Annotated in this window: 16 protein-coding genes and 2 pseudogenes; 5 read left to right on the top strand and 13 right to left on the bottom strand. The window is 47.6% G+C overall.

What is annotated here, in order from left to right:
* From H8B09_RS10500 to H8B09_RS10530, 7 genes and pseudogenes are all read right to left on the bottom strand, one after another.
* On the bottom strand, window positions 1-783 hold the full coding sequence (locus tag H8B09_RS10500; protein WP_191203445.1) for a hypothetical protein: 783 nt from the start codon (window positions 781-783) through the stop codon (window positions 1-3).
* A gap of 26 nt (window positions 784-809) precedes the next feature.
* Complete coding sequence (locus tag H8B09_RS10505; RefSeq protein ID WP_191203446.1) at window positions 810-1,376, bottom strand: CBO0543 family protein; 567 nt, start codon at window positions 1,374-1,376, stop codon at window positions 810-812.
* Window positions 1,377-1,581: 205 nt separating this feature from the next.
* On the bottom strand, window positions 1,582-2,349 hold the full coding sequence (locus H8B09_RS10510) for an ABC transporter permease (RefSeq protein ID WP_191203447.1): 768 nt from the start codon (window positions 2,347-2,349) through the stop codon (window positions 1,582-1,584).
* A 1-nt stretch (window position 2,350) separates the two neighbouring features.
* Complete coding sequence (locus tag H8B09_RS10515) at window positions 2,351-3,121, bottom strand: ABC transporter ATP-binding protein (protein ID WP_191203448.1); 771 nt, start codon at window positions 3,119-3,121, stop codon at window positions 2,351-2,353.
* 21 nt (window positions 3,122-3,142) lie between these two features.
* A complete protein-coding gene (locus H8B09_RS10520) occupies window positions 3,143-4,012 on the bottom strand; it encodes a pentapeptide repeat-containing protein (protein WP_191203449.1) in 870 nt (289 codons plus the stop codon).
* 13 nt (window positions 4,013-4,025) lie between these two features.
* A complete protein-coding gene (locus H8B09_RS10525; protein ID WP_191203450.1) occupies window positions 4,026-4,355 on the bottom strand; it encodes a PadR family transcriptional regulator in 330 nt (109 codons plus the stop codon).
* Between the two features lie 148 nt (window positions 4,356-4,503).
* Window positions 4,504-4,740, bottom strand: a pseudogene (locus tag H8B09_RS10530) (alcohol dehydrogenase); the annotation flags it as partial.
* Here H8B09_RS10530 and H8B09_RS10535 point away from each other — a divergent pair.
* The 3 genes and pseudogenes from H8B09_RS10535 to H8B09_RS10545 form a co-directional block, all read left to right on the top strand.
* A pseudogene (locus tag H8B09_RS10535) lies at window positions 4,741-5,007 on the top strand (TetR-like C-terminal domain-containing protein); the annotation flags it as partial. It lies immediately after the preceding pseudogene.
* A gap of 139 nt (window positions 5,008-5,146) precedes the next feature.
* On the top strand, window positions 5,147-6,319 hold the full coding sequence (locus H8B09_RS10540) for a trans-sulfuration enzyme family protein (RefSeq protein WP_191203451.1): 1,173 nt from the start codon (window positions 5,147-5,149) through the stop codon (window positions 6,317-6,319).
* Window positions 6,320-6,513: 194 nt separating this feature from the next.
* Entirely contained in the window at window positions 6,514-9,351 is a 2,838-nt protein-coding gene (locus H8B09_RS10545) for a X2-like carbohydrate binding domain-containing protein (RefSeq protein WP_191203452.1), read from the top strand.
* 95 nt (window positions 9,352-9,446) lie between these two features.
* Here the strand turns inward: H8B09_RS10545 and H8B09_RS10550 are convergent, their stop codons facing one another.
* Window positions 9,447-10,046 carry a helix-turn-helix domain-containing protein gene (locus tag H8B09_RS10550; protein ID WP_318152575.1) on the bottom strand — a complete coding sequence of 200 codons (600 nt, stop codon included), beginning with the start codon at window positions 10,044-10,046 and terminating at the stop codon, window positions 9,447-9,449.
* 26 nt (window positions 10,047-10,072) lie between these two features.
* On the opposite strand from H8B09_RS10550, the gene H8B09_RS10555 reads away from it, so the two are divergent.
* Window positions 10,073-10,609 (top strand): glycoside hydrolase family 2 TIM barrel-domain containing protein, encoded by a 537-nt coding sequence (locus H8B09_RS10555; RefSeq protein WP_224753452.1) that lies wholly within the window; start codon window positions 10,073-10,075, stop codon window positions 10,607-10,609.
* Window positions 10,610-10,758: 149 nt separating this feature from the next.
* Here the strand turns inward: H8B09_RS10555 and H8B09_RS10560 are convergent, their stop codons facing one another.
* The 4 genes from H8B09_RS10560 to H8B09_RS10575 form a co-directional block, all read right to left on the bottom strand.
* A complete protein-coding gene (locus tag H8B09_RS10560; protein ID WP_191203453.1) occupies window positions 10,759-11,190 on the bottom strand; it encodes a VOC family protein in 432 nt (143 codons plus the stop codon).
* A gap of 172 nt (window positions 11,191-11,362) precedes the next feature.
* Window positions 11,363-12,193: an SDR family oxidoreductase gene (locus tag H8B09_RS10565; protein ID WP_397376055.1), complete on the bottom strand. Its 831-nt coding sequence runs from the start codon at window positions 12,191-12,193 to the stop codon at window positions 11,363-11,365.
* Between the two features lie 138 nt (window positions 12,194-12,331).
* Complete coding sequence (locus H8B09_RS10570; protein WP_191203455.1) at window positions 12,332-13,444, bottom strand: flavin monoamine oxidase family protein; 1,113 nt, start codon at window positions 13,442-13,444, stop codon at window positions 12,332-12,334.
* 26 nt (window positions 13,445-13,470) lie between these two features.
* A complete protein-coding gene (locus H8B09_RS10575) occupies window positions 13,471-14,733 on the bottom strand; it encodes an MFS transporter (protein WP_191203796.1) in 1,263 nt (420 codons plus the stop codon).
* A gap of 330 nt (window positions 14,734-15,063) precedes the next feature.
* Here H8B09_RS10575 and H8B09_RS10580 point away from each other — a divergent pair, with 330 nt between their 5' ends.
* Window positions 15,064-15,762: an ArsR/SmtB family transcription factor gene (locus H8B09_RS10580; RefSeq protein ID WP_224753454.1), complete on the top strand. Its 699-nt coding sequence runs from the start codon at window positions 15,064-15,066 to the stop codon at window positions 15,760-15,762.
* A 77-nt stretch (window positions 15,763-15,839) separates the two neighbouring features.
* Here H8B09_RS10580 and H8B09_RS10585 read toward each other — a convergent pair whose 3' ends face one another.
* Entirely contained in the window at window positions 15,840-17,105 is a 1,266-nt protein-coding gene (locus H8B09_RS10585; protein ID WP_191203456.1) for an FAD-binding protein, read from the bottom strand.
* Between the last annotated feature and the right edge of the window lie 139 nt (window positions 17,106-17,244).

The raw sequence follows: 17,244 nt of genomic DNA on the forward strand, positions 1-17,244 counted from the left end.
TTATTGTTCTCCGATTGTGATGAGGTGTCCAGCTGGTTGGTAATGATCCTGCATGTATTTTTTCTGAATTTCATTAAACAGCTTGTTATTTTCTACGGTATTCGTAAAGGCATCGTAGATGGTAAAGAAATAGTATGAGGGGAAATACAATAACCATTGTTTATCGAGTACCGATGTGGAGGTGGCTATATCCCCTAAAATTAAATCATGTAATGCTAAGATAAGATTGGAGTGCCATATGATTAACAGCGTACTTGTTAATATAAATGTGGCTAAAACAATACGATGTAAGTACAGTTGGCCAAGGCTAGGGATTCCCATGGACCATATAACGGCTATCCATGGACTGCGCTTATCGAGGTAATTAATCTCTAATGCTCCGATGCTAAACTCATTAAAGCGCCCTTTTTCCCTTTGTGCCAGAAGATAAATCTTGTTCAGATCTACAGCAGTGCGATAACTGTCGTATATGGCGAACAAGTAAACAGGGATATAAAGAGACATAAACCGAGGATCCAACACATCTCGGGCTGCTTGGAATTGACCGTTAAAGGTATGGATGATGGCTAAGTTCAGATGGATCTTCTGATTGATAAACATCTCCCATAAAATCAGCGCATATCCACGCAAGTATTTGTTTAAAAGCAAATGGCCAAAACCGGGAAATGCCATGGACCAGCAGGCTATTGTAAATGGATTGCGCTTGTGCAGCTGCGTTGTTCCCAAAATGCTGACATGCGCTATGTAGCGTCTGTTTCGGAATTTGTTTCGGAAATTGTCCATGTGCGAATCCTCCTTTCGACCGTCGGTTATATACGTGCAGCTGCTTGTTTGCTTCTGCGAATGATGATTTCAACTATCCATTTAACCAACATTGCTTTTGCGATATACAACGGAAATGAATAGATATACTTCCAATTATCCAGGTCATAAATATGCAGCCAGACGAGGAGCGGTTCAGCAATAAAGGAAAACACCAGCGACATGATTACATTCGCAATGACAAAGGATCTCCAGCTTCTAAAGTATTGATAAACCAACATGTGGCATACAGGCAATACGGCAAAATCGACGGGGTGCAGGCGTGGAGCTAATCGAATGAGTTGATAAGGGTAGGACCATAATCCAAGTTCACCACCCGTGTCATCCAGAAGTACAACGATAATGGAGATGATCGACCCGTAAAGCAATATCTCCCTTAATCTCGATTTGTCAACGAGTTTGGCCCATATAATCCAAGGTACAATTGCAAGCACTAATAACAACCACCATTGATACTTGAATAAATCGTGCTCATAAAAATAATGCTTCCTCATTTCTGAGAGTTGATGGTCAACTTTCTTGATCTCTTCGAATGTAGTGGTTGGGACTGACAAGTTGATACAACTCCTTCCATGAATCGTCTCTACTAAAATATTTCCTCGGATGCCACGGATTATTTACGAAATTTGTATTTATTTCTGAGCGGGACAAAACAAAAAAGCACTCTCCGATTACGAAAGTGCTCGTCAGGAATATGGCTCATTATTAAGTCCTTCTATAATGCTGCGTATCGCTTAAATTGTGATGTCCCCCTACTCTCTACACCCTCTTCTGATGTGCCCTCATCGCCAAGAAGTATGCAACAACCATAATTCCTACGCACCACGCAAGTGCGGTCCAAATGTTGTTATTGAGCGGCTGTCCTGAGAGCAATGCGCGAATCGATTCTACAATTGAGGTTACGGGCTGGTTCTCGGCAAATATACGAACGGCGGTTGGCATTGAATCGGTTGGAACAAATGCGGAACTGATGAAAGGAAGGAAAATTAGCGGGTAGGAGAAAGCACTTGCGCCATCGACTGTTCGGGCGGATAGTCCAGCGATTGCAGCGACCCATGTTAAGGCTAGCGTAAACAATGCGAGTATGCCAGCGACTGCAAGCCATGGCAATATGCCTGCGGTTGAACGAAACCCCATAATTAAAGCTACAAGTATGATGACAACCATAGAGATGGCATTGGAGACAAGCGAAGTAAGCACATGCCCCCATAGTAAGGCGGAGCGAGAAATCGGCATTGTGTAAAATCGTTCGAAAATGCCCCGCTGCACGTCGGTGAACAAACGAAAAGCGGTATAAGAAATTCCACTGGCGATTGCCATCAGCAGAATGCCGGGGAGCAGGTAATTCACGTAGTTATCCGTTCCCGATTGAATCGCGCCTCCGAGTACGTAGACGAACAGCAGCATCATTGCGATTGGCATAATGGTTACCGTAATGATGGTATCCATGCTGCGAGCAATATGGCGCATAGAACGTCCAAGCATCACGCTAATATCGACGAAGAAGTGTTTCTTAGTCGCTTCCATATTACATCGCCTCCTTGTTACCAATAATGGCGAGGAAGATCTCCTCTAATGTCGGTTGTTTCTCTACATACTCTACCTTTGCAGTAGGGAACATTTTCTTCAATTCCGTAAGCGTGCCGTTGGCGATAATTTTACCTTCATGCAGAATTGCAATTCGATCGGCGAGCTGTTCAGCCTCTTCGAGATATTGTGTCGTTAATAACACGGTCATTCCCGTGTCGGCAAGCTCCTTGACGACCTTCCAGACTTCTATTCGTGCTTCTGGGTCCAATCCGGTTGTCGGCTCATCGAGGAATAGGATCTGTGGTTTACCTACGATGCTAAGGGCAATGTCCAGCCTGCGCCGCATTCCTCCTGAGTAAGTAGACACTCTGCGGTCTGCAGCATCCGTCAAGCCGAATCGCTGCAGCATATCGTCCGCCACTTGACGCGGATTCGGGAGATATCTTAGCTTGGCGATCATGATCAGATTCTCTCGACCTGTCAGAATTTCATCGACAGCGGCGAATTGTCCCGTCAGACTGATCGCCTGACGCACATGATCCGATTGTGAAGCAACATCGAAGCCGTTGATAGCCGCGGAACCTCCGTCTGGCTTGAGCAGCGTGGTCAGAATTTTGACCAGCGTTGTTTTGCCGGCGCCGTTGGATCCGAGAAGAGCGAATATACTGCCCTTCTCCACATCGAGATCCACGCCCTTAAGCACTTGAAGCTGCTTATAGGATTTGTGAAGTCCTCGTACCTGTATGGTTTTGTTATGCGCGGGTTGCATCAGAATCCCTCCCTCTGTGATTTAAACCACTGTGACTTTAGACAAGTCGGCGACCCACATGCCCTTCAGCGCGGAATAAGTCAACTTATCCATAGTTGCGCCATCAAAGCAGACGGTTTTGAAGTCTTTGTAAGATCTGTTTGTCAGAGAAAACGGAAGTCGGAATGACACGTTCTTGAGCGTCGCTCCTCTGAAGGAAACGTTGTTCAGCGCCGACTTGTCGAACACAACGCCGTTAAAGATCATTCCGTCCAGAGCCATTCCTCTCAGGTCACAATAGTTGAAGTTCACGCCGCTGAAGAAACAGTTATCAAATACGGTTTTTCTCAGATCGGTCTTGGTTATCGTAACATCAGTCAGTTTTACGTCTTTGAATTGCGCGCCATCCAGCCCGGACGTGTTAAAGTGGGTGCGAACAAGAATCGTTCGATTGAAGCGGGCATTCGTAAGGGTACTGATGGATAGATTGCAGTCGGTTAGATTTGCGCCTTCAAAGTTAGCATCCGTTGCATCGCTTGTCGCAAACGTGCTGCCGGTCAAGTCTGCATTGGTAAAATCTGCTCCACGCAGCGCACTCGCTTTGAATTTGCCGTTGTGCAAAGAAACGCCTGCGAAGTCGCTTTCTTGCAGATCCTTTGCTTTGAGGTTGATCTTCACTTGCCGTTCCAGCGAACGGGAAAGGTTAGCAACCTCCAGAATCGTTTGCTCGATGTCGCCGATGCTTTCAACCGTCATCTTAAACGCCGTTTCTTCGTCTTTCCCCTCAGCTACGAGTTCATGGTACCGTTCCTGCAAATCGGCGTGCAGATCCGCTTTTAATTCGGTGACGCTCTTCACGCCATCGTATGGCATAAACACACTGTTCAGATAATCCGTCAATTTCTTATTCATAACTTTCATCTCCTCATAATAAGTTTTCGAGTACGCGCTTCGCATACTCCCAATTGCTTTTGTTGCGGTCGTAAGTGTCCTTGCCCTTTTCTGTAATTCTAAAGTACTTGCGTCGTCCGCCCTGTGATTCGTCGCCCCAATACCACTCGATGTCGCCGTCTGCTTCAAGCCTTCGGAAGCTGGAGTACATCGTCGCTTCCTTCAGCTCATACTCGCCGTCCGAACGGTCGGCAATCAGCTTGACGATCTCGTACCCGTAACGATCGGCTTCTGACAAGAGCCTTAATATCATCGTATCTGTATGTCCGCGCAGCAGGTCGGATGTGATTTTGTTCTCGCTCATACCATCACCTCCACAATTGCATCATAAATCACATTACTGTGACAGTCAAGGTACTTCTGCGAACATAATACTCTGATGATGATAAAGTGTGCATACAAAATGAAAACCCCGCGCAGAGCGCGGGGTTTTCAAGTTAGTCTATGGTTGTCTATTCTTTGTCCATCGTGCTGATTTCGATTACGAAACGATACCGAACATCTGAAGCTAACACGCGATCCCATGCTTCATCGATCTGATCGGCAGCAATAACTTCTATCTCAGGAGCAATGCGGTGTTCTGCGCAGAAGTCAAGCATCTCCTGCGTTTCGCGAATCCTTCCGATCGTCGATCCTGCAAACGAGCGGCGATTAAGAATCAGAGGAAATACGTTAATCGACATCGGTTCAATTATTTGTTCTTCTCTACCATGTTGGCAAGCAAAGAGGCGCCCTCTTCATTTCGTAATCGGCTCCTCAGCTCTTTCATGGATGGTTTTAGAGGTGAAATTGATAGAGAAAGCGGTAAAAATAGTGGGCTAATCGACGAGATCATGCTTCAATATGCCGGTACTGCCTATGTAGGTATCATTGAATGGTGGATCAAGAATGGAATGCCCCATTCTCCTCAAGTGATGGCCAAACAAGTTGGTACTTTATTGGGCAGAAGTCTATAACATCGGCGAACGCTGCGTTTCCGACAACGTCCCATATATTCAATGAAAAAGCCTTCTAGATCTAAGATCGCCAATGTATAGATAACATATGCCCCTTTTTAACTGGATGGCCTGAATATTGTGGTAAAGGGTGATCAGATTGAGCAATAAATTTCAAGGATTGAATTCAAAGCTGATCCACACCGGGGAACGACCTGACCCTACTACGGGAGCGGTGGTTCCGCCTATTTATCAAACAACGACGTTTGCCTTTCCGTCTAATGAGAGCACGCTTGATCTAATGGAGGGTAGATCGAGCGGTCATATCTATACTCGGTTTGGCAATCCCAACTTTGGAATAGCAGAAGCCAAAATCGCTCAAATAGAAGGCTCTGAAGCAGCTCTTCTGCTTGCGTCTGGTATGGCAGCGATCTCTACTGCAATATTAACTTGTGCAAGGGCTGGCGAGCACATCATTAGCCATGCTGACATTTATGGAGGCAGCTTTGGACTGCTGCACTCTCTATTCCCTAACTTCGGAATTGAAACGAGCTTTGTCGATTTTACCAGCATTGACGCTATTAAAGAAGCCATCCGTCCTAATACCAAGATCATATTGTTAGAATCGCCAAGTAACCCAACGCTGCGGATCTATGATATTCGCCAATTGGCGAATCTGGCTCATGAACACAATATTCAATTGATCGTTGATAATACGTTTTCGGTTTTGAATCAGAAGCCTCTGGAACTTGGAGCTGATATTGTTGTTCATAGCTGTACCAAATATATGAATGGTCATAGTGATGTCATGGCTGGGGCCATTGTAGGAACGCAAGCATTCATTAAGGAGTGCTCAGATGTTTACCGTAAGTTGGGCGGCAACCTCAACGGTTTCGATGCATGGCTGCTTATTCGGGGAATGAAAACGTTAGGTTTACGTATGCAGCGTCATAATGAGAATGCACTACGCGTCGCGGAGTACCTGCATAAGCATCCGAGAATTGAGAGCGTGCATTACCCAGGTTTGCCAAGTCATCCTCAACATAAGTTAGCGGCTGATCAAATGACGGGCTTCGGCGGGGTGCTGAGCGTGGAATTACAAGGTGGTCAACAGGAGGTTAATCAGTTCCTCAATCGCGTCGAATTGTTTACTCGCGCGGTTAGCTTAGGTTCTGTTGAATCGTTGATTACCCAACCTGTTGCGGCCGTGCACCACAGCGTTCCAGAATTCTATCGAACCATTGGCGGGATCAAGCCTAATCTAATCCGACTATCGATCGGAATCGAAGATAGCGCAGACATTATTGCCGATCTTGAACAAGCTTTAAACTAGTTGTGCAAAAACCGTCCAGGGAGCTCTTTTCTCATAAGAGCTCTTTTTTCGTATGTAATAATCTATTTTATCGTTATAACTAGTACCTAAATTACCATTGTAAAGTCATAAAAATGCCTATCTCCATAACGCATTTCACGATATGTTCATCTAGTAAAGCGGTTACATATTCCATTAAGAAAGGAATTGTGGTAATGAAAACTTGGCTTAAAAAAGCAAGTGCGATAATGCTAGCATTTGCCCTGCTGCTTGGCTTGACGACCGTGCCCGCTAAAGTACATGCGGCTGCCCCACTCTTCTCGATAGAAGGCGAGAACGCTCAGCTCACCTCCGACCTGCAAGTAACGACTTCGATTTATGGAACGCCTAAGCCTGGCTACACCGGAACGGGATTCGTATGGATGCAAAGCTCGGGTACAATCACCTTCACGGTGACGGTCCCTGCAACCGGGATGTATTCGATCAACACGCGTTTCATGCAGGAGCTCAGTCCAGACGGCAGACTTCAGTATTTAACGATTAACGGGGTTAACAAAGGTTCGTTTATGCTGCCTTACACGACTACTTGGTCGAATTTCGATTTTGGCTTCTATAAGCTGACTGCTGGCACCAATACGATCCAACTGAAGGCGGGCTGGGGCTTCGCCTACTTTGACAGCTTCACCGTTGACTATGCCAATCTCGATCCGTTGATCGTTCAACCTGTCCTTACAGACGCTCAATCCACACCGCAAACGCAGCTGCTGATGAATTATCTAACAAGCGCTTACGGCAAACATATTATTTCGGGTCAGCAAGAGATCTACGGAGGCGGCAATAATGGCAATTATGAGTTGGAATTCGATTGGATCCACAATTTAACTGGCAAATATCCAGCAATTCGCGGATTCGATTTCATGAACTATAATCCGTTGTACGGTTGGGAAGACGGTACGACCAGTCGGGTGATCGATTGGGTGAACAACCGTGGCGGTATCGCAACAGCCAGTTGGCATATCAATGTACCGAAGAACTTCACGACCTACACGCTCGGACAAGCTGTCGATTGGAAAGATGCAACTTACAAGCCGACAGAAACCAATTTTAATACAGCCAATGCAGTAGTTCCAGGTACGAAAGAGTACCAATACCTTAAATTGGCCATTGCGGATCTCGCAGCACAATTGCAGATTCTGCAAAATAATGGCGTACCTATCATGCTCCGTCCTTTCCATGAAGCAGAAGGCAATGGCGGTGCTAATGGCGAAGGTGCGTGGTTCTGGTGGGCTAAAGCAGGCGCAACGGTGTACAAGCAGATGTGGAATCTGCTTTATACGGAACTGACGCAAACGTACGGTTTGCACAACATTATCTGGATCTACAACAGCTACACCTACAGCACTTCTCCGCAATGGTATCCTGGCGACGATAAGGTAGATATTGTTGGCTATGACAAGTACAATACGGTCTATAACCGTACGGACGGCTTGTCCGGTGTACCGAATGAGGATGCCATTACTTCGATTTTCTATCAACTGGTTAATTTGACTGGTGGCAAGAAAATGGTGGCCATGGCAGAGAACGATACCATTCCAAGTCTACAGAATCTGACGGAGGAGAAATCCGGCTGGCTCTACTTTTGTCCTTGGTATGGCGAATTTATTACGAGTTCCGCCAATAATAATCCTACAACGCTGACAACACTGTATCAAAGTAATTATGTTATCACATTGGACGAGCTGCCTAATCTAAAGGTTAGCGTCCCAAGCTCATCCATTACGCCTACAAACGCTTCGTTCGATAAGAAAACCGCTAGTCAAGCAGACATCGCGGTTACGATGACACTGAATGGCAACACGCTTAACGCCATTAAGAATGGCTCCGCCTCCCTCGTATCCGGCACGGACTACACGGTATCGGGAACGACGGTTACGATTAAGAAAAGTTATCTTGCTGCGCAAGCGGTAGGTACGACGAACCTGACTTTCGACTTCAACGCAGGTACGGATCCCGTGCTCAAAGTAACGGTCGTAGACACGACAGCTAGCTCGACGATCACACCGACGAACGCTTCGTTCGACAAGAAAACGACTAACCAAGCGGACATCGCGGTTACGATGACATTGAATAGCAATACGTTTAATGGCATTAAGAATGGCTCCACCTCCCTCGTATCCGGTACGGACTACACCGTATCCGGCACGACGGTTACGATTAAGAAAAGTTACCTTGCTGCGCAAGCGGCAGGCACGACGAACCTGACGTTCGACTTCAGTGCAGGCACGGATCCAGTCCTCGCGGTAACTATAGTCGACACGACCGTCGCGCTGCCTGGTTCGCTCACATTGTCGGGTACAGCCGGCAATGCACAGGCAGCACTGACATGGACGGGTTCCACTGGCGCAACCTCATACAGAGTTGAGCGCGCTGCTGGTAGCGGTACTTACTCAGTGATTGCTTCCAATCTGACAGGTTTGACTTATACGGACACAACAGCCGTTAATGGCACGTTGTACAATTACCGCGTTGTTGCCACGAACACGGCAGGTTCGACGACTTCCAATGTTGTTGCACTGACGCCAGCGGGAACGACGACAACGGGCAGCTTCAAGATCCAGATGTACAGCGGTGTTACGTCCGCCTCCAGCAACACGATTGCTCCTCGCATTAATATCGTGAACACAGGTACGACCGCTTTGGACCTTTCCAAGGTCAAACTGCGCTACTACTACACGATCGATGCGAGCAAAACGCAAGCGTTCTGGTGCGATTGGTCGGCTATTGGCAGCTCGAACGTAACCGGCTCCTTCGTGACGATGGCTGCGCCAAAAACAGGTGCTGACACGTATTTTGAGATCGGCTTCACAAGCGGAGCGGGTTCACTCGCACCAGGAGCGTCTGCCGAGATTCAAATCCGCATCGCTCGTACGGACTGGACCAACTACACGCAAACGGGCGATTATTCGTTCAGCCCAACAGGCTCCAGCTATGTGGATTGGACGAAGATGACTGGTTACATGAATGGCACCCTGCAATGGGGTATTGAGCCATAAGATAGTTTCCTAGTGAGCTGTTGTTGTCAGCTCACAGCTGTATCAATTAGGAGTTCTCCCGATAATGGGGGAGCTCCTTATTTGATTATCTAGCTTTAGTTAAACAAAGTGCTATCGCTTGATCTGCGGTATTCGGACGGTGATAATCCGTTGCGTTTCTTGAACGCCTTGCTGAACTGGTAGACGTCAGCGTAACCGCAGGAAGCCGCTACATCCGTGATGGCATCACTAGTAAATCGGAGTCTGCGGACAGCATGCTCATAGCGCAGTTGATCCAGATACTCTTTGGGGCTGCGACCATACCGAGCATCAAAGGTTCGACGCATGTAGACAGGAGAAAATCCGGTTTGTTCCGCCAATTCAGTAATGCGAACATCCGAGGCAAATCCTGTATCCAGCTTCTCCTTGAACTGGCGAAGCGCTTCGTCTATTCCTTCCTCCTCACTCTGTCTATCTCCTGCATGAGCAGCCTCATGCAACTCTTGAATGAGTCTGTACCATACGGATTTCACCCGTGTTTCTCGAGCTTGATCCCCAGGTACCCATTCTCTCTCCGCTTCCCGGAACATCCCTCCAATCTTTCCTTGACGCTCTATCTGTATAGGCATCAGAAACGGCAGCTGCAGCCGTTCGATCGGCTCGGGAATGTCCCACATATTTCCTGTTCTAGTCGGTTCATAATGAAATCGATACACGCTCCCAGCAAGCCTTTGATTTTAAGATGATCGAGCTCGTCCGGAGCAAGGATCAGTCTCGACTTGTGGTTTATGCGACCATGCACCCGATGACAGACATCTGTCTCGGACTGTTCGATGTGATCGGCATTAACTATTACGGGGGATGGTATTTCGGACATACCAGTTTTGAGGAAATGCTAGAAGTGTTTCATGAGCGCTGCAAGGAGTATGGTGCAGAGAACATACCGGTTCTAATGACTGAATTTGGCGGAGCTGGCGTACATGGAGACTCCGGCTGGGAACCACGTCTATTCAGCGAAGATTATCAGGCTGATTTGTTAAGCAAATCCCTCAAGCTTTTCCGATCCGACTCGAAGATTAGCGGTACTTATGTTTGGCAATTTGCGGACACCCGTGCCGACTTGCACAGTCATCTCCCCCACTTCCGGGACCGCGCACGCTCCTTCAATAACAAAGGGATTGTTAATGAATACCGCAAACCGAAACTTGCTTATCGCGTGATCAAGGGCATATACACAGGTACGAATGATCCATATATTTGGGGATCAACGCTGGAATAATCACTTCGTTCTCTGGAGTGGTATTGGCTGCATGACTAAGCACAAGTGAAAGGCAGCTGATCTTCGGATCGGCTGCCGTCCTAATGTATGTAGTAGTGTGAGTTGTTTATATCGGTGACGAATGAGGCAAAGCTTACTCGAGGCATCATTCAAACTTTCATTTCGACTGCCCGAATATAGTGCCCGTCTGGATCCTGGAAGGTGAAGTAACCATAATCTGCTGCAAATACGGGTTCATTATCGATAGAAGCTCCATCTTGCTTGATTCGTTCATGTAAGGCGATTAGATTGTTCGTTAGCAGTTCTATTACCGTTACGTGTCCCGTGCTGTTGGTGACGAAGAATGATCGAGGAAATACAAATTTCAGAGGAGTGACATGCTCCGGCTTCGTTTCCATTAAGAAAATACCTGGATCGTTCCCATTCTTTAGAGCAATATGTGCTTCGCCAAACGAATAATCCGCCGAAATCAATTGATAGCCTAGCACTTTGCAATAAAAATCTACCGATTTCTTCAAATTGGCAACTGGAAACCTCAAGCAGCAATAACCGATGACATCTGCACTATTGTCTTGCGTCATGAGAGTCAACCCTTCTTTCAAGGTTTATATGACCCTATTATATCCGATCATTTGTTCGCATGTAAACATTTACCTTTATGTCCTCGAAACACGAAAGGCAGTCGATCCTACGATCGACTGCCGGTTTAATAGAGGTGATTCGTTCAATACGATCCTATTGATCATTTGGTTCCTACAGGAGTGTCTCAGCTCCGTCGATATAAATTTCCGTGCCGGTAATGTGACTAGACTGTTCGGAGGCAAGGAACAGCACCAAATCCGCTACCTGTTCGGGACGTCCCGGGCCATGCTCAAGCGGTTGTGCGCCTTCCGGGTACTCGACCGGAATGCGGATTTTGTCCAACTGCTTCGTACTATTCGTGTTTTCTCCAATATTGGTCTGAATTCCTCCGGGACAGATGGCATTCACACGGATCCGATATCTTGCGAGTTCCAACGCAGCCATCTTCGCGAAAGCCACTTGACCAGCTTTGGAGGCGCTGTAAGCGGACATACCGAATCCTGAGAATTTGCGATTGCCGTTAATCGAGCTTGTAATGATGATACTGCCTCCGTTGGTTTTCATATGAGGTACGGCGTTCTTGACTGTTAGAAATGTCCCCTTCAGGTTGATTCCTAACGTCTGATCCCAAGTCTCTGGCGTTAAGTCCTCTATTGGGGCAAGTGTGCCGTTGATTCCCGCATTAGCAAATATGACATCAAGACGGCCAAAGCGCTCAGCAGCGGCGCGGATGGCTTGCTCCATTCTGCCTGGATCTGACACGTCGACGTCGAAGAATTCCGCTTCACGACCTATGCTGCGAATCTCCTTCTCGACATCCTCGGTACGCTCGTCGATCAGATCGAGCAAGCACACATTGGCTCCAGCGCGGGCAAGATTCAGTGCGGCAGCTCTGCCGATTCCCGACCCAGCTCCTGTTACTAGTGCCGTCTTTCCTTGGAGTAATAGCCCTCCTGTTGGCGTGGCTCCTTGTCTTTCGCCATCCAAACTGCTATTCATCATGCATCTCTCCTTACGAAATCATCTCTTCTTGGAATCAAATATCCGACATCTTCTGTATGCCCGCTCTTTGAGTAGGAATACTCGGTTGAATGAATCGACAGCACAAGAGAAAGAGAACTGCCAAGTGGCAGCTCTCTCCTAATGGTCTTGCCTGTATGATTTCAACAATTCATATACGGTGCGATCTGCAGACTGAAGAGCGCCTTCAAGATGTCCGCCTTGCGCAGAGGCTGTTTCAGTACCGGCAAACCAGACCTTCTTGTTCCAAGTTGGATCGTTCAAATGTGGGCCGTAGTCTGGATACTCGCGAATGGGTTCTGCATCTTCGCTAGTGGCTGTGTCTGAATCAATGGACCAATCTTTATACAGGAACGCTATCCGTTCGGCTGCCAATGGACCAAAAAGTCTTCTCAACTGTTCATCCACAAGCTTCAGAATACGTTGTTCTCCCAGCTCCTCTCGTTTACGGGCTGTTAGGCCAAAGAAGCCAAACAACGCACCAGATCCAGTTAGTGGAGACGCATCATGAATTTCCTGCAAGGGCCCTGCCCAACTTGTTGCAAATCCTGCTAGCCCTTGGTCGCGCCAGAATGGCCGCTCATAAATCGCAAGCACTTTGGCCTGTCCTGCCATCCAGGTTGGTTTGTTCATCATGTCCATCCGCAGCTCTGGCGATAAAGCGGGCTCGAATGATATTTTATTAACTGCCAGGCGAGGCGGCAACGCTAGGATGACGGCACTAGCTGTGATTTCTTCCCTCATTCCTTCCACTTCAACCGTAAGCAGCCCATCGCTCTTGTGCCGGATCGTCTTCACTCGTTGATTCAGTTCAACCGTTCCGCTTGGAAGTGTGGCAGCAATAGCATCAATAAGCGATTGAACCCCTCCCTCAAGCCTCACCGAGCTTTCCATCGCCCCATCTGGAAGTGCGAATTGCTGAGGTGGCGTTGTATGTGACCGTTCAGAGAGGATATTCCCTTCAGAATATTGCGGGAAGGTCTTCAAGCCAAGCTCGTTTATTAAATTTGCGATTGTTGGTTCATATTGCGGCCAGAACCAAGTTGGACCCAAATCAAATCTGCCCAATTCAGGCCTGCTAAACACTTCCTCCGTCAACACCCTGCCGCCAATACGACCTCTTGCCTCTAAGACTCGACAGGGGATCCCTTCAGCGGAAAGCAACGAAGCGATTCGTAAGCCGCACACACCAGCACCTATAATGATGACGGGATAATCTGTTCTCGACTTCATGTAACGATCACTCACATCTACCTTCATTATTGTTTACGGGTCCACAATACGATCGGAATAAGAAGCAATGACAAGATCGCACCTGCCAGTGACAGAATAGAATAGCTGGAATGTGCAACAACCATACCCGAGAGAGCCCCGCCGGACGCACCCGCCAAGGCGATTAATACATCTACCGTGCCTTGCGTCTTCGCGCGATCATGCGGAGTTGTTGCTTCTACAATAGCTGTCGTACCGCTAATCAATCCGAAGTTCCAGCCTAACCCAAGAAGTGCAAGCGCCAGAACGAGCAAGCCCATTGAATCACCAGGTACGAAGGCAGCCAGCACACCAGACAACAACAAAGTTATACCAGCAACGTATGACATCCTAATATGTCCGAATTTATCGACAAGAATACCGGTGACGAGCGAAGGCAAATACATCGCTGCAACATGAATACCAATGACGAATCCGACATGACTCAAATCATGACCATGATGTTTCATATGAACGGGAGTCATGGTCATAATCGCGATCATGACGATTTGCGTTAGCACCATTACAGATGCTCCAAGCGCTATGCCTTTCTTGTTCAGCTTGGATTCGTGAACATGCGTATGTTCCGCTTCAGTGGCTTGCGTGCGAATACTCTCCTCATAAGCGATGGCTTTCGCTACAAGGAATGGATCGGGTTTGAGGAAAATAAGCAGCACAATGCCTGCTATAATGTACGCTGCGGCTGCTAACATGAATGGCCCTGACAAGGCAGGCGCGCCAAGGGAAGTTGCCAGCTTACCTGTAAGTTTAACTAGATTAGGTCCGGCAACCGCTCCGAATGTTGTGAACATCATCGCCATGCTTATTGCTTTGGCCCGATGTGCAGGCAGTGCCAAGTCAGTTCCGGCAAATCGTGCCTGCAGGTTGGTTGCTGTCCCTGCACCATAGATGAACATGGAGAGAAATAGCAAAGGCAAGCTGCTCCATATCGCTGCAAGGATAACCCCAATCGCTCCAAGTCCGCCTACTAGGAAGCCTGATGCCAGGCCGCTGCGACGGCCATAACGTTGGGACAGCCGGCCAACTCCGAGTGCGGCACCTGCTGATCCTAATGTGAATAAAGCTGTAGGTACCCCTGCATAACTGTCGGTACCTAACATATCTTGTGCAAGAAGCGCGCCCACTGTAATTCCAGCTGCCAACCCTGCTCCACCAAATATTTGTGAGATAATAACGACTTTCAATGTCTTGGCATGCAGCTGACGCTGCTTCTCTGGCGATCTTACATACGCTAATACGGAATCTGGCATATTGTGATGTGCCGGATCTCCAAGTACAACTGCGTTCTCTCCCATTTGTTTCACTCCTTATCTATGTATTGTTCGAGATTCAGCAGTCCGAGACGACAAGTTTTTCGGATCCTGCACCACCGACAATGCTTGTATATCATTCTCCTCCTCGATTCGTATATGGCACTGTAAGAGTGAGTATATGCGAATTCATTGCAATATTCAATTGTTTAATTGAATATTAGATAAGGAAATGATAATAATCACTTCCACCGCATTCAGTGAGGTTGAGTACATTATTAGTCAATGGAGTATTTGAATAAACTGATGTAATATAAGTAACAAGCGATCATGACTATAGAATCGAGGGATACGATTGTGAAAGAAATGCTGGATTCTGCGAGCGCCATCAAGGATGATCTATATAAACAACTAGCTAGGGTTGGCAAAAGTTTATCGAGCGACAAACGGCTGGAAATTCTACATTTGCTATCTCAAGGTTCCAAAACGGTTGAGAAATTAACCGCTGCCACGGGAATGAATTTCGCCAATGTCTCTCGCCATCTCCAGGTGTTATTAGACGCTAAGCTTGTGAAATATACGAAACAAGGCACACATGTTATCTATTCGCTAGCCGATCCTTCGATCATAGATTTCCTTAATTCTTTATGGAGAATTAGTGAGAAGCAGCTTCCGGATATTGCAAAGCTCAAGGATGATTTCATCAATCATCTGGATAACATCCAGACGTTGTCGATGGATCAAGTGAGGGAGAAATTAAACAACGAGTCCATTATTCTTCTAGATTTGCGTCCGAAAGAAGAGTATGAAGTCAGCCATATTGCTGGAGCAATATCTGTTCCTATGGAGGAATTGGAGTCGGTCATGAATAAACTGCCGCAGGATGTCGAGTTCATCGCCTATTGTAGAGGTCCATTATGTGTGTACTCGGCAATTGCGGCTCAGAAGCTTCAGGCTGAGGGATATAAGGCTTATCGAATGGATGAAGGATTAAATGAATGGCGGGAGCATTTTAAACTGCCGCATTAAGGATCATATTGAACTTCCCCCTACTCATTCAATCCAAGAAGCTCTTCGGCAGTTCATAGCCGAAGAGCTTCTTTATTTTATCCGAAAATATAGCTGTTCAGGAACTCATTACGGAACTTCCCTGCTGGATCGTACCGAAGCAGCAGCTGACGGAAATCCTCTAACCGCTTATACTGCGATTGCACACTGGCCGACTCCATTGTGAATAGCTTCGCCCAGTGCGGACGTGCTCCGAATGGCGCAAGCTCGCGTTCGATCAGCGGAAGCAGCTGGCGGACGGATTCCCATTCTGGTTTCCACGTAAAATGCAGGCCAACACTATCCTGTTGATAACACGGGCTAATCCAGAAGTTGTCTGCCGCAATGGTACGAACTTCAGAGACATAAAGCAGAGGCGAGATGCGATGCCGCAGTCCTTCGAGCGCGCGCAGCGCCTCAAGGGCGTAACGCCTTGGCACGAAATATTCACTCTGCAGCTCGTTGCCTGCACTTGGCGTAAAGTCCATACGGAAATGAGGCAACCGCTCGTACCATGGCCCTGGAACGCCTAACTGCTCGCTGCAGTTAATCTCCGACTGACCTGGTACAGGATGCCGCTTAGCCGCAGCCGCCACAGCCCCGAAGAATTCGGAAGTTGTTGGCACGCTTGCTTGTTCACCAGTCAGCTTGCTCTTTACCCACACTTGATTAAACACGGGGCCAGCCCAATTCGTAAACAAACTGACACTGTATGCAGAAGAGTAGATCTCGTCAAATCCACGCTCTTCAAGTACAGCAAGAGGCAATTGGTCATATACCGTCTGACTAACCTGAAACGATGGCAATACGTCCAGCGTAAGCTTCGTGACGACGCCGAGGCCACCGAGTCCAACAACTGCTCCTTCGAAGTCGCGATCTACCCCACGTGTGAGTACCGCAATCTCTCCGTCTGCCTTCACCAGCTCAATGGCGCGGACTGCATCCGCTAAACCTGCGTTCTGATCACCCGAACCATGTGTGCCGGTCGCTACGGCGCCAGCCACGCTGATGTGCGGCAGTGAGGCCAGATTGTGTAAGGCATAGCCTTGGTCATCTAGATAACGGCATAGCTCACCGTACCGAATCCCGCCTTCAACGGTAACCGTATGCTGCTCCTTATCGAGCGCGATGACTCGATCCAGCTTACGAAGCGAGATCTGGATGCCGTCAGTGTCGGCGATCCCGTTAAAGGAGTGGCGTGAACCAAGTGTGCGGACGGAGTTGCTCTTAGCAACCAAGTCACGGACCTCTTCTAATGTTCCAGGTTCAATAATGTCTGACGAACCGTATCGGTAGTTGCCTGCCCAGTTAAGTCTGTTGTCCATATGAACTACCCCTTCGACTGTTATCTTGTTGAATGCCTTACGGATTAGCTTCTAATTTGAACTATCTTGTAGAAGAATGATTCTATTATAAAAAGAATAGCAACAAAATAACAGCTTCTCTTCTGTAGTAGAAGAGAAG

It is taken from the genome of Paenibacillus terricola, from assembly GCF_014779765.1.
Taxonomy (GTDB): domain Bacteria; phylum Bacillota; class Bacilli; order Paenibacillales; family Paenibacillaceae; genus Paenibacillus_T; species Paenibacillus_T terricola.